Origin of the sequence: Variovorax sp. 770b2 (assembly GCF_900115685.1) — a bacterium.
Lineage (GTDB): Bacteria > Pseudomonadota > Gammaproteobacteria > Burkholderiales > Burkholderiaceae_C > Variovorax.
This window is the reverse complement of the sequence record NZ_FOXJ01000001.1, coordinates 287,681-302,831: the sequence shown is the minus strand read 5'-3', so window position 1 is coordinate 302,831 and position 15,151 is coordinate 287,681. Positions and strand designations below refer to the sequence as shown.

At 70.4% G+C, this 15,151-nt stretch carries 1 protein-coding gene; it reads right to left on the bottom strand.

Going from position 1 to position 15,151, the window contains the following annotated elements; genetic code table 11:
- Window positions 1–84 precede the first annotated feature (84 nt).
- Window positions 85–14,877: a tandem-95 repeat protein gene (locus BM133_RS01265; protein WP_177224681.1), complete on the bottom strand. Its 14,793-nt coding sequence runs from the start codon at window positions 14,875–14,877 to the stop codon at window positions 85–87.
- Between the last annotated feature and the right edge of the window lie 274 nt (window positions 14,878–15,151).

The window sequence follows — 15,151 nt, the reverse complement described above, 5'->3', positions numbered from 1 at the left end:
AAGGCGCAGGGTCCGCGGGGTCCGGGGCGTCCGGTGAGTCGTTGGCAGCTCGAACATCTTTTCTCTTTCTTTGCGTCAAAGGCGTCAGGGGTTGCTGGAAGCAACGGAAGACAAGGCAGGAAGCCGTGCGGCCAGCGCTGCGGCCAGCTGGTCGGTCTCTGCCGACGACTGGCCCAGGCGGAAGGCGATCTGCTCGCTGAACATCAGCGCGTCCACATCGGGCTCGGCGTTGCCGTTCCCGCGCGCGACATCCAGGATGCGGGCGTCGCCCTGCGCGGTGAACATCGCCTGCACCGGGTCGAGCACCTGCAGGCGATGCTGCAGCTGCGCCACCAGGTCGAGCACCGGCGTGGGCGTGTCCAGCGGCTGCGTGCCGTCGAGCGGGCGGATCCCATCGACGGCGATGCGCAGCGGCCCGAGCGCATCCAGCGCCGGCGTGCCGTTCAGCGGCCGGATGCCGTTGACCGCATCGATGATGTGCATCCTCACCTGCATCGTCTGCGGCTCGCGGGCCTCGCGGCCCCACTCGCCGCGCGTGTCCCGGCCGGCCGGCAGGTCCGCATGCCCCATGGCCAGCAGTTGCTGCACGTTCGCGCCATTCGAGGGTGCCGGTGCCGGTGCCGGCACTGGCGCGGCGGTCACCCGCAGGCGCACGGTGCCCGAGGCCTCCGAACCGGCACTGTCGGCCACCGTGTACGAGAAGGTCGGCGTGCCGACGAAGCCCGGGTTCGGCACGAAGGTGAGCGTGCCGTTCGCGTTCAGCGTGACGCGGCCGCCGTCCACCGCCACCGAGCCGCCCACGGCGATGGCCGTGCCGTCGATGGCGCGCACCGTCAGCGGGTCGCCCTCGGCGTCGGTGTCGTTGCCGAGCACGTCGACGGTCACCGAAGCGCCGTTGGCGGCAATGGCTGTATCGGGCTGCGCGGACGGGCCGTCGTTCACCGGCGTCACCGTCACCGGCACGGTCACCGTGAGCATGCCGCCCCGGCCGTCGGACATCTGCACCGTGAAGCTGTCGGCGCCGTTGAAGTCGCGCCCCGGCGTGTAGACATAGCTGCCGTCGGGGTCGATCGCCAGCGTGCCGTGCGCCGGGCCACTGATGACGGTGTAGCCGAGCGCGTCGCCGTCGGGGTCGGCCACCTGCAGCGAACCGGCCAGCGGCGTGTCCTCGGCCGTGACCGTGCCGGTGGGCGGCGCGACGACCACCGGCGGGTCGTTCGACGGCGACACCATGACCGGGATCGTCACGGTCGTCTGTCCGTCTTGCCCGTCCGACACCACGACCGTGAAACTGTCGGCACCGCTGAAATCCGCGGCCGGCGTGTACACGTAGCTGCCGTCCGGGCCGAGCACCAGTGTGCCGTGCGCCGGGCCTTGCTGCACCGTGTAGCCGAGGGCATCGCCGTCGGCATCGGTCGCTGCGATCTGGCCGTCGACGGGCGTGTTCTCCGGCGTGCCGGCCGGCGGTGCCGACGCGACGGGCGCGTCGTTGACTGGCGCCATGTCGAACGTGAGCGTGCTGGGCGCCGGATCGAAGGCGCCGGATGTGTCCTGCACCGAGAAGCCCAGGCTCGCATAGGCCGCGCCGTTGCCGTTGGCACCGGGCGCGAAGGCAAGGCGCCCGGCCGCGATGTCCGCCGCCGAGATCACCTGGCCCGCATTCACCGCCGCGCCGTCCAGCAGCAGCGTGCCGCTGGCCGGCAGCGTGTCGATGCGCACGCCGGACAGCGCCTGGCCCGCATCGGGATCGGTGAAGGGGAAGTTCGCGGGCGTGAGCACCAGCGGCGTGTCCTCGGTGCCGTCGGCCGTGGTGTCGGCGCCTTGCGGCGGCGTGTTGGCACCCACGATGACCGTGAGCACCGCGGCGGCGGTGCCGCCCTTGCCGTCGCTCACGGTGTAGCCGATCTGCACGGGCCCGCTGACGTTGGCGGCCGGCGCGAAGCTCAAGGTCCCATCGGGGTTCACGCTGACCGTGCCCAGCCCCGCGCCGACGGTGGCGCCGGTCACGGTGAGCGGGTCGCCGTCGGCATCGGTGTCGTTGGCCAGCACCGGGAGGTTCAGCAGCGGCACGTTGATCGGCGTGCTCGCCGCATCGTCGTTCGCCACGGGCTCGTCGTTCACCGCGGCGACGGTGAAGGCCAGCGTGGCGCTCGCGGTGGCCGCGCCGTCGCTCACCGTGTAGGTGGCCACGGGCACCGGCCCGTTGTAGTTGGCCGCCGGCGTGAAGGTGTAGCTGCCGTCGGCGCCGATCGCGAGCGTGCCGACGTCCGCAATCGTCGCCGTCTCCCCCGCCGCGAAGGTGGTGCCGCCGATTTCGAACTGCGTCACCGCCAGCGGACCGCCTTCGATGTCGGTGTCGTTGGCCAGCACGTTGCCGGTCACGGGCGTGTCTTCGTCGGAGGTGGCAATGTCGCCGTTCGCCACCGGGGCGTCGTCGACCGGGGCGATGTCGAAGACCAGCCTGTTCGGCGCCGTGCCGAAGGCGCCGCCCGAGTCCTGCACCGAGAAGCTGAGGCTGGCGTGGGTGGCGCCGTTGCCGTCCTGGCCCGGCACGAAGGTCAGGCGGCCTGCGGCGATGTCCGCGGCGGCCAGGACCTGGCCCGCGACCACCGCCACGCCGTCGAGCAGCAGCGTGCCCTCGACGGGCAGCGTGTCGATGCGCACGTTGGCCAGGCTCTGGCCCGCATCGGCATCGGTGAACGGAAAGTTCGCGGGCGTGAGCACCAGCGGCGTGTCCTCGGTGCCGTTCGCCGTGGCGTCCGCGCTCTGGGGCGGCGTGTTGGCACCCACGTTGACCGTGAGCACGGCGGTGTCGGTGCCGCCCTGGCCGTCGCTCACCGTGTAGGTGATCTGCACCGGGCCGCTGACGTTGCTGGCGGGCGTGAAGATCAGCGCGCCGTCCGGGTCGATGCCGACCGTGCCCTGCGCGGGGTCCACCGTCGCCAGGGTGACGGTCAGCGGATCGCCGTCGGCGTCGCTGTCGTTGGCGAGCACCCGGATGTCCGCGAGCGGCGTGTTGATCGGCGTGCTGGCGACGTCGTCGTCGGCCACCGGCGCGTCGTTGACCGCGGCGACATCGAAGCTGAAGGTGTTCGGCGACGCGTCGGTGTCCAGGCCGCCGTCGCCGGTGCCGCCGTTGTCCACGGCCTGGAAGGTGAATGCGCCGATGCCGGTGCCGTTCAAGTTCGCGGCAGGAGTGAAGGTCAGCTGGCCGAGGCTGCCGGCGGGGATGACTTGCCCCGCCGTCACGGCAACACCGTTCAGGCGCAGCACGCCATCGGATGCGGGCGGCAGCGTCGTGACGACCACGGACTGCAGGCCGTTCGCCGGCGCGTCGTCACCATCGATGATCGGGAAGTCCGCCGCCGAGAAGGTGTAGGCGCCGTCCTCGTCGATCGTGACCGTGCGGTCCGCGCCCGATGGCGCATCGTTGACCGGCGTGATCGTGAGGGTCGCGGTGTCCGTGTCCGTCAGCGTGCCGCCTGCGCCCGTGTTGCCCAGGTCGCTGGTCGTCATGGTCAGCGTCACGTTGCCCTCGGCGTTGGCCACCGGGACGTAGCCGGGCCTTGCCGCACTCGCAAGATAGGCGTTGATGTCGGCCTGGGAGCCTTCCAGGATCAGCGTTTCGGAGCCGCTGCCGGTCACCACGACCCCTGCGCCCGAATCCGCGGTGAGCGAGCCGCTCGCCACGTTCAGCGTCACGCGCACCGGGCCGCTGCCCGCGTCCACGTCGGTGATCTGCAGGCCGGTGATGCCGACCGTCGTGTCTTCGCTGGTCGTCCAGCCTGCCGGAATGGTGTTGACGGGTGCGTCGTTGGTGGCCGAGACCGTGAAGGTCAGTGTCGAGGTGGCCGTGGCCGTGCCGTCGCTCACGGTGCAGGTCACCACGGGCGGCGTGCCGTTGTAGTTCGCCGCCGGCGTGAAGGTGTAGCTGCCGTCGGCATCGATCGCGAGCGTGCCGACGCCCGCGATGGTGGCGGTCTGTCCTGCGGCGAAGGTGCCGCCGCCGGCCACGCTGAAGCCGGTCACCGTCAACGCATCGCCGTCCACGTCGGTGTCGTTGGCCAGCACGTTGCCCGTGGCGGGCAGGTCCTCGGCCACGGTGCCGGTGTCGGGAGTGCCGACCGGCGCATCGTTGACCGCGGCGACGCCCAGGGCGAGCGTCGAGGTGTCGGTGCTCGAGCCGTCGGTCAGGCTGTACGTGGCCACGGGCACCGGGCCGTTGTAGTTCGCGGCCGGCGTGAAGGTGTAGCTGCCGTCGGCGGCTATCGCCAGGGTGCCCACGCCGGCGATGCTCGCGGTCTGGCCCGCGGCGTACGCCGTGGCATCGCCCGCCACGCTGAAACCCGTGACCGTGACCGGGCCGTCCACGCTGCCCGTGCCGGCCAGCACCGAGCCCGTCAGCGGCGTGTCCTCGTTCGTGCCCGCCGTTTCGTCGGCATCGGCGAAGGCATCGTCCACCGCCGCGACGGCGATGGCCAGCGTCGAGGTGCCGGTGCTGGAGCCGTCGGTCAGGCGGTACGTGACCACCGGCACCGGGCCGTTGTAGTTCGCGGCCGGCGTGAAGGCATAGGTTCCGTCGGCGGCTATCGCCAGCGTGCCGACGCCCGCGAGGGTGGCCGTCTGCCCCGCCGTGTAGGCCGTGTCGTCGCCCGCCACGCCGAAGGTGGTGACCGTCACCGGTCCGTCGACGCTGGTCGTGCCGGTCAGCACCGAGCCCGACAACGGCGTGTCTTCGTTCGTGCCGACGGTCTCGCCGGCATCGGTGAACGGATCGTCCACCGACGCCACCGTGATCGCCAGCGTCGAGGTGTCGCCGCTCGATCCATCGGCCAGGCTGTAGGTGACCAGCGGCACCGGGCCGTTGTAGTTCGCGGCGGGCGTGAAGGTGTAGCTGCCGTCGGCATCGATCACCAGCGTGCCGACGTTCGCGATGACCGCGGTCTGGCCGGCGGTGTAGGCGGTGCCGTCGCCCGCAACCGTGAAGCCGGTGACCGTCACCGGCCCATCGACGCTCGCCGTGCCGGTGAGCACCGAGCCCGAGAGCGGCGCGTCTTCGTCGATGCCCACGGTCTCGTCCGCATCGGTGAAGGCATCGTCCACCGCAGCGACCGTGATGGCCAGCGTCGAGGTGTCGCCGCTGGAGCCGTCGGTCAGGCTGTAGGTGACCAGCGGCACCGCGCCGTTGTAGTTGGCAACGGGCGTGAAGGTGTAGCTGCCGTCGGCGTCGATGGCCAGCGTGCCCACGCCGGCGATGGTCGCGGTCTCCCCCGCCGTGTAGGTGACCGGATCGCCCGCAACGGTGAAACTGGTGACGCTCACCGGGCCGTCCACGCTGGCCGTGCCCGTGAGCACGGAACCCGTGAGCGGCGTGTCTTCATCGATGCCGACCGTCTCGTTCGCGTCGGCAAAGGCATCGTCCACCGCCGCGACCGTGAGGGCCAGCGTCGAGGTGTCGACGCTGGAACCGTCGCTCGTGGTGTAGGTCGCCACCGGAACCGGTCCGTTGTAGTTCGCGGCCGGTGTGAAGGTGTAGCTGCCGTCGGCGTTGATCGCCAGCGTGCCGACACCGGCGATGTTCGCCGTCTGGCCCGCGATGTATGTGGTGGCATCACCGGCCACGTTGAAGCTCGTCACGGCGACCGGACCGTCCACGCTCGTGGTGCCCGTGAGCAGCGAGCCGGTCAACGGCGTGTCTTCGTTCGTGCTCGCCGTCTCGTCGGCATCGGTGAAGGCATCGTCCACCGGCGTGACGCCGATCGTCAGCGTCGAGGTGTCGGTGCTCGATCCGTCGGTCAGGGTGTACGTGACCACCGGCACCGGGCCGTTGTAGTTGGCGTCCGGCGTGAAGATGTAGCGGCCGTCGGGGTGGATCACCAGCGTGCCGGCGTTCGCGATGGTGGCCGTCTGGCCTGCGGTGTAGGTGGCGGCATCACCGGCCACGCTGAAGCTCGCGACCGTGACCGGCCCGTCCACGCTCGCCGTGTCCGTGAGCACCGAGCCTGTCAGCGGCGTGTCTTCGTTGGTGCTGGCCGTTTCGTCGGTATCGGTGAAGGCGTCGTCCACCGGCACGACGGTGATGACCAGCGTCGAGGTGTCGCCGCTGGAACCGTCGGTCAGGCTGTACGTGGCCACCGGCACCGGGCCGTTGTAGTTGGCCACCGGCGTGAAGGTGTAGCTGCCGTCGTCGTTGATCGCCAGCGTGCCGACGCCGGCGATGGTCGCCGTCTGGCCCGCGATGTAGGCGGTGGCATCGCCGGCCACGCTGAAGCTCGCGACCGTGACCGGCCCGTCCACGCTCGCCGTGCCCGTGAGCACCGAGCCCGTGAGCGGCGTGTCCTCGTTGGTGTCCACCGTCTCGTTCGCGTCGGTGAATGCATCGTCCACCGGCGTGACGTTGAACGTCAGCGTCGAGGTGTCGGTGCTGGAACCGTCGCTCGTGGTGTAGGTCGCGACCGGCACCGGTCCGTTGTAGTTCGCGGCCGGTGTGAAGGTGTAGCTGCCGTCGGTGTTGATCGCGAGCGTGCCGACACCGGCGATGTTCGCCGTCTGGCCCGCGGTGTACGTGGTGGCATCACCGGCCACGCTGAAGCTCGCGACCGTGACCGGCCCATCCACGCTCGTCGTGCCCGTGAGCACGGAACCTGTCAGCGGCGTGTCTTCGTTGGTGCTGGCCGTTTCGTCGGCATCGGTGAAGGCGTCGTCCACCGGCGCGACGGTGATCACCAGCGTGGAGGTGTCGGCGCTCGACCCATCGGTCATGCTGTACGTGACCACCGGCACCGGGCCGTTGTAGTTGGCCACCGGCGTGAAGGTGTAGCTGCCGTCGGCGTTGATCGCCAGCGTGCCGACGCTGGCGATGTTCGCCGTCTGGCCCGCGATGTACGTGGTGGCATCACCGGCCACGCCGAAGCTCGCGACAGTGACCGGGCCGTCCACGCTCGCCGTGCCCGTGAGCACCGAGCCGGTCAACGGCGTGTCTTCGTTCGCCGTCACCGTCTCGTTGCCGTCCGTGAATGCATCGTCCACCGCTGTCACGCTGAACGTCAGCGTGGCGCTCGCGGTGGCCGCGCCGTCGCTCACCGTGTAGGTGGCCACGGGCACAGGCCCGTTGTAGTTGGCCGCCGGCGTGAAGGTGTAGCTGCCGTCGGCGCCGATCGCGAGCGTGCCGACGTTCGCGATCGTCGCAGTCTGCCCCGCCGTGAAGGCGGTGCCGCCCACTTCGAACTGCGTCACCGCCAGCGGACCGCCTTCGACATCGGTGTCATTGGTCAGCACATTGCCGGTCGCGGGCGTGTCTTCGTCGACGACGACGGTGTCGGGGGTGCCCACCGGCGTGTCGTTGACCGCCGCGATGTTGAAGGTGACGGTGTTCGGCGCGGTGTCGAAGGCACCGCCCGAGTCCTGCACCGAGAAGGTGAAGCCCGCATAGGTGGCGCCGTTGCCGTTGGCGCCGGGCGCGAAGACCAGGCGTCCGGCGGCGATGTCCGCCAGCTCGATGGTTTCGCCCGCGGCGACCGCCACGCCGTTGAGCAGCAAGGTGCCGCTGGCCGGCAGCGTGTCGATGCGCACGTGCGACAGGCTCTGGCCCGCATCGGCGTCGCTGAAGGCGAAGTTGGCGACGGCCAGCGTCAGCGGTGTGTCCTCGGTGCCGCTGACGGTGGCGTCCGCACTCTGCGGCGGCGTGTTGGCGCCGACGTTCACGGTCAGCACGCCGGTGTCGGTGCCGCCCTGGCCGTCGCTCACCGTGTAGCCGATCTGCACCGCACCGGAGACGTTGGTCGCCGGCGTGAAGTTCAGCGTGCCGTCCGGATTGACGGTGACGGTGCCCAGTGCCGGGTCCACCGTCGCGGCGGTCACGGTCAGCGCATCGCCGTCCACGTCGGTGTCGTCGGCGAGCACCGGGATGCTCGCCAGCGGCGTGTTGATCGGCGTGCTCGCGACGTCGTCGTCGGCCACCGGCGCGTCGTTCACGGGCGCGACGTTGACCGTCACCGTGGCCGTCGAGGTGCCGCCGTTGCCATCGCTCACGGTGTAGGTGAAGCTGGCCGCGCCGTTGAAATTCGGCGCCGGCGTGAAGACCACGTTGCCGCCCACCAGGCTCACCGTGCCGTCGACGGCGTCCTGCACGCTGGTGATCGTGAGCGCGTTGCCTTCGATGTCGGTGTCGTTGCCGAGCAAGGTCGCCACCGGGACCGAGAGCGGCGTGTCCTCGGTCGCGGGGAGCGTGTCCGGCGCGGCCACCGGCGCGTCGTTGACCGCCGCGATGTTGAAGCTGAAGGTGTTGGGCGACGGGTCGGTGTTCAGGCCGCCGTTGGCGGTGCCGCCGTTGTCCACCACCTGGAAGGTGAACGCCCCGAGGCCGGTGCCGCTCACGTTGGCCGCCGGCGTGAAGGTCAGCTGGCCCAGGCTGCCGGCGGGAATCGCCTGGCCCGCCGTCACCGCCACGCCGTTCAGGCGCAGCACGCCTTGCGAGGCTGGCGGCAGCGTGGTGACGATCACCGACTGCAGGCCGTTGGGCGGCGTGTCGCCGGCATCTGTGAGCGGAAAATCGGCGGCCGAGAAGGTGTGGGTCGCGTCTTCGTCGATCGCCACGGTGCGGTCCGCACCGGCCGGCGCATCGTTGACCGCGGTGATCGCGATCGTCGCCGTGTCCGTGTCGGTGAGCGTGCCGCCGGTGCCCGTGTTGCCCAGGTCGCTGGTGGTCATGGTCAGCGTCACGCTGCCGTTGGCGTTCGCCACCGGCACGTAGTTGGGCCGCGCCGCGCTCGCGAGGTAGGCGTTGATGCTGGCTTGCGTGCCTTCGAGGATCAGCGTGCCGGTGCCGCTGCCGGTCACCGTGACGCCGCTGCCCGAGGCCGCGGCAAGGGTGCCGCTGGGCACGCTCAGCGTCACGCGCATCGGGCTGCCGCCCGCATCCACGTCGTTGATCTGCAGCCCGGTGATGCCGACGGTCGTGTCCTCGTCGGTCGTCCAGCCTGCGGGCAGCGTATTGACGGGCGCATCGTTCACCGCGGTGATCGTGAGGGCCAGCGTGGAAGTGGCCGTGGCCGTGCCGTCGCTCACCGTGTAGGTGACGGCCGGTACAGGGCCGCTGTAGTTCGCAGCGGGCGTGAAGGTGTAGCTGCCGTTCGCGGCGATCACCAGCGTGCCGACGCCCGCGAGGGTCGCGGTCTGGCCGGCCGTGAAGGTGGCGCCGTTGACCACGAACTGCGTCACCGAGAGCGGATCGCCGTCGACATCGGTGTCGTTGGCCAGCACATTGCCGGTGAGACCGCTCTCTTCCGCCGTGGTGCCCGTGTCGGGGTTGCCCACCGGCGCGTCGTTGACCGCCGCGATGTTGAAGCTGAAGGTGTTGGGCGATTGGTCGGTGTTCTGTCCGCCGTTGGCGGTGCCGCCGTTGTCCACCACCTGGAAGGTGAACGACCCGAGGCCGGTGCCGTTCACGTGGGCCGCCGGTGTGAAGGTCAGCTGGCCCAGGCTGCCGGCCGGAATCGCCTGGCCCGCCGTCACCGCCACGCCGTTCAGGCGCAGCACGCCCTGCCCCGCGGGCGGCAGCGCAGCGATGACCACCGACTGCGGGATGTTGGCAGGCGTGTCTGCTGCATCCGTGACCGGGAAGTCCGACGCCGAGAAGGTGTAGGTGCCGTCTTCGTTGATCGCCACCGCGCGGTCCGCGCCGGCCGGTGCATCGTTGACCGCGGTGATCGCGATCGTCGCCGTGTCCGTGTCGGTGAGCGTGCCGCCGGTGCCCGTGTTGCCCAGGTCGCTGGTGGTCATGGTCAGCGTCACGCTGCCGTTGGCGTTCGCCACCGGCACGTAGTTGGGCCGCGCCGCGCTCGCGAGATAAGCGTTGATGCCGGCTTGCGTGCCTTCGAGGATCAGCGTGCCCGTGCCGCTGCCGGTCACCGTGACGCCGCTGCCCGAGGCCGCCGTCAAGGACCCCGCCGGCACGCTCAGCGTCACGCGCATCGGGCTGGCGCCCGCATCCACGTCGTTGATCTGCAGCCCGGTGATGCCGACGGTCGTGTCTTCGTCGGTCGTCCAGCCTGTGGGCAGCGTGTTGACGGGCGCATCGTTCACCGCGGTGATCGTGAGGGCCAGCGTGGAAGTGGCCGCGGCCGTGCCGTCGCTCACCGTGTAGGTGACGGCCGGTACAGCGCCGTTGTAGTTTGCAGCGGGCGTGAAGGTGTAGCTGCCGTTGGCGTTGATCGCCAACGTGCCCACGCCCGCGATGGTGGCCGTCTGGCCCGCGATGAAGGTGGCGCCGTTGACCACGAACTGCGTCACCGTGAGCGGGTCGCCGTCCACGTCGCTGTCGTTGGCCAGCACGTTGCCGGTGACGGGCGTTTCCTCGGTGCCGCTGGCGGTGTCGGGGGCGATCACCGGCGCGTCGTTGACCGCCGCAATGTTGAAGCTGAAGGTGTTGGGCGACAGGTCGGTGTTCTGGCCGCCATTGGCGATGCCGCCGTTGTCCACCACCTGGAAGGTGAACGACCCGAGGCCGGCGCCATTGAGGTTGGCGGCCGGCGTGAAGGTCAGCTGGCCCAGGCTGCCGGCCGGAATCGCCTGGCCCGCCGTCACCGCCGCGCCGTTCAGGCGCAGCACGCCTTGCCCTGCGGGCGGCAGCGTGGCGACGATCACCGACTGCAGCCCATTGGCCGGCGTGTCGTTCGCATCGGTGACCGGGAAGTCGGCGGCCGAGAAGGTGTAGGCGGCGTCTTCGTTCAGCGCGACGGTGCGGTCCGCGCCGGCCGGCGCATCGTTCACCTGCGTGATCGCGATGACGGCCGTGTCCGTGTCCGTTTGCGCACCGCCCGCGCCGGTGCTGCCCAGGTCGGTGGTGGTCATGGTCAGCGTCACGTTGCCGTTGGCGTTCGCCACCGGCACGTAATTGGGGCGCGCCGCGCTCGCCAGGTAGGCGTTGATGCTGGCTTGCGTGCCTTCGAGGACCAGCGTGCCCGTGCCGCTCCCGGTCACCGTGACGCCGCTGCCCGAGGCCGCGGTGAGGATGCCGCCGGGCACGCCCAGCGTCACGCGCAGGTTGCCGCTGCCGGCGTCCACGTCGCCGATCTGCAGGCCCGTGATGCCCACCGCCGTCTCTTCGTTCGTGGTCCAGCCCGCGGGCAGCGTGTTGACCGGCGCGTCGTTCACCGGGCCGACGTTGACGCTCGAGGTGACGGTGTTCGAATTGGCGGCGCCGTCGTTGACCGTGCAGGTGACGGTGCGCGCCGCGGCCGACGGGTCTTCGGAGGTGTTGGCGTACTGCACCGCACGCAGCGCGGCCTGCCACTGCGCCGTGGTGGCGCTGTTGCCGGCCGAGCTCAGCGACATGACGCCCGTGGCCGCGTTGTAGGTGCCGGCGATGTTGCCCATCGTGGCGACCACGTTCGTGAAGCTCAGCACGTCCTGCCCCGCCACGAAGTTGCCGGTGATGGCCACCGTGCCGCTCGCGAGCGTGGCGTTGTCCGGGTCGGAGACCACGACCGCGCCGTTCACCGCGGTGGGCGCGCCGTTCTCGGCGTAGGTGACGCTGGTGCCGCCGGCGAGCACCGGCGCGTCGTTCACCGCGGCCAGGTTCACCGTCGAGGTCACGGCATTGGAATCGAGCGCGCCGTCGTTCACCGTGTAGCTCACGGTGCGCGCGGCGGTCGACGGGTTGTCCGAGCTGTTGCTGTATTGCACCGCGCGCAGCGCGGCCTGCCACTGCGCCGTGGTGGCGGTGTTGCCGGCCGAGCTCAGCGTCATGACGCCCGTGGCCGCGTTGTAGGTGCCGGCGATGTTGCCCATCGTCGCGGCCACGTTGGCGAAGTCCAGCACGTCCTGCCCCGCCGCGAAGTTGCCGGTGATCGCCACCGCGCCCGAGGCGAGCGTGGCGTTGTCCACGTCGCTGACGACGATGGACGGATTCACCGCCGCCGGCGCGCCGTTCTCGGTGTAGGCGAGCGAGGAGCCCGTGCCCAGCACCGGCGCGTCGTTCACCGGCACCACCGTGATGAACGCGTGCGCCACGTTCGACGAGAGGCCGCCGTCCCTCACCGTCACGGTGATGTCCCGCACCGGCGAGCCCAGCGGGTTCTGCAGCGTGCTCTGGAAAGTGACGGCGCCGATGGTGCTCGCGTACACGGCCTTGGTGGCCGAGCCGCTGAGGTCGATGATGGTCACCCCGCCGCTCACGCTGACGGTGTAGTTCAGCCCGTTGAGGGTGCCGGTGGCGCCGTTGGCCAGCGCCACGCCGCCGATGCGCAGCAGGTCCCCGGCCTGCCCGTTGGTCAGCACGATCTGCGCCGCGACCATGTTGGCCGAGTCGCTGTCGATCACCGTCGCATCGGTGTCCGAGATGGACACGGGCGCGCCGTCTTCCGTGAACGTGGCGCTCCAGTCGCGGCCCGGCGTGGCGTCCGCCGAGGTCAGCACGCGCACGTTGTCGATCGACACGTCGTCCGAGCTCGGGACGGGGGTGCCCAGCGCGTAGTTGAAGACCAGGCTGCCGCTGTCGGCCACGTTGGCCGGCAGGTTGATCGTGATGTCGGTGTACGTCCAGTTGTTGAAGGGGCTCGTGTTCACGATGGAGACGGGCCCGCTCGCGCCATTCGAATAGACGATGGTGGCGATGTTCGGATTCAGGAGCGACCGGCCGGTGGTGATGGTCGCGTACACCACGCCGCCCACGCTCACCGTGAAGACGCCCGAGGCGTTGGTATCGGGCACTCCGTTGTTCCAGCCGAAGCCGAAGATCACCTGCCCCGCGCCGTTGGCGCCCGGCCCGGACTGCAGGCCGGTGAGGCCCGCCTGCGTGAGCGTGCCGGAGTCCGTGTCCGAACTCCACTCCACGTGGTTGTTGAAAAACGTGGTGGCGCCCGTGCTGGTCCAACCCGCGCCGCCGCCGGTGAAGCCGCCGTTGGTGACGATGTCGGTGAAGACGGTGCCCGAGTTCAGGTCGACCACCGGCGGCACCTTGTCGTAGCCGAAATCGGCCGTGAGGATGGACCCGCCGATGGTGGCCAGCGAGACCGCGCGGAACGCCGCGCCGTTGGTGGGCGCGCTGCCGCCCAGCACGCCGTTGGCGTCGGTGACGCGCACCACGTAGGCGCCCGGGAGCACGCCGGTGAACAGGTAGTTGCCGGTGGCGTTGGTGGTGTCCGTGGCGAGCACCCGCTCGCCGGCATCGGCGATGCCGTTGTTGTTGACGTCGTCCACGATCTGCACGGTGACGTTGGCGATGCCGGTGTCGCCGGCGCCGAAGACGCCGTCGCCGTTGTTGTCGTCGAAGATCCTGTCGCCGATGGTGCCCGTGGCCGCCGTCGCGCCGGCGCCGTCCGCCGGCGCGCCGGCGATGAGGGTCGTGCCGTTGGTGGTGACGTTCGTCGTGGAAATCAGCGCACCGGTCGTCGGGTTGATGCTCTGGATCGTCGTCCCGCCGAGGGCGTAGAGAGCGCCGTTGGTCCCGTTGGAGATCTGGGTCGCGGTCGGGGTGTAGTTGACGTTGGTCAGCTGGGTGCCGGTCGCAAGGTCCCAGCGCACGAACAGACGCCCGCCCGCGTCGCCGCCGCCGGTGCTGACGAGCGCGTTGTTGGCCGTGTCGATGGCCAGGTCGCCCCAGTCCGCACCACCGGCCACCGCACCCACGAACACCGAGGTGCCGGTGATGCTGCGCCCGTCCGCCGCGAACGCGAGCCGGAAGATGCTGTCGGAGGGCGTGCCGCCGACGTTCTCCACGCCCAGGTACATCGCGCCGTTGTAGAAGGCCGCCCCGCCGCCGCTCACGCCCTGCTCGCCCGGAACGACCACGCTGCCGGCGTCGGTGATGTTCGCGTCGATCAGGATGTGGGTGTTGTTGATGTAGTCGTACGCGAACAGCGCGCGCGTGGCGGTGTTGCCGTCGAAGTAATAGATCAGCCCCGCCGGCGCATTGAGCGACATGGCATTGATCGTGTCGCCCACGGCCAGGCCGCCGACCGTGGCCGGCACGCTGGTGACCACCGTGGCCTTGCCGGTGGTGACGTCGATGCTCACGATGTTGCGGCCATACACCGCCAGCACGGCGCCGCTGCCGGTATTGACCGCCGCGTCCAGCGTGCTGTCGTAGAGGGCCTGCGTGCGCTCGTCCACCACCACGCGGCTTTCGATGTGGCCGGTCCGGTATTCGAGGTTCCAGTTGCCGCCCAGGCGCGCCGCGCCCGTCAAGTCGACCGAGGCGGCCACGTCGGCGCCCGTCAGGCGCGACAGGCTGTGGGCGAACTGCGCTCCCACCACGCCCTGCGCGGTGTCGCAGCCGTACAGCAGGATGTCGCCCTCCGCGCCCAGCGCGCGGCCGATGGCGGCCAGGTCGGCCGACCGCGCGGACAGGCCGGCGTTGTCGTACACCGCGTTGCCCAGCCGCAGCTCGCCGGGGTCGCCGTGGGACAGGATATGGATCGCGCCGATATCGGTGCGCCCTTGCAGCGCGCTGGCGATCTGCGAGAGGCCATCGGACCGGTTGTCCAAAAAGATGACTTCGGCCGACGGGTCGATGCCCTGGAGCAGCGTCGAGACGTCGGAGACGCCGGGATCGATGAACACGATCTGCGCGCCGTGGGCGCCCTGGTCGTCTCGCGGTGCATACAGCTGCAGCGCGTTCCCCAGGCCCTCGAAGCCATGGGAATCCTGGCCCTGGCCACCCTGTGCTTTCTCGTCGACCGAGGTGTAGAGGCGAGCAAGGTCCTCACCGCCGGGCTGCGCGGCAGGCACGGCGGCGGGCGCGGGCGCGTGGTCGGCCTGGCGCGCGGCATCGGCGATGGCCGCATCCGCCTGCTGCGCCGCGGCCTGGGCCGCCAGCACCTCGGCACCGGTCGCGACAGCGGCCGCATCGAACATGTAGCGGGCTTCAAGCGCCATGGCGCGGAGTCCGAACCGTTCGGGCACTGCGGGGGCGGCGGGTTGAATGGCGTTTTGAATGGCGTTTTGGGCGCCGGCGCGGGAGGTTTTTTTGGCCATGCTGTAGCTATTGCTTTTGCTCGCCCAAGGCAAGATGGACCCGCCGCCGGAGACGCGGGTAGGCGCGCCGGCGCGAATTGTTTTCAGAAAAGGGAGAGAGCCCTGATTCGGGCGGGCGAACGCGACAGGCAGCGCGCTTCATGGACGGCACGAGCCGTCTTTTTTCCCTGAAATT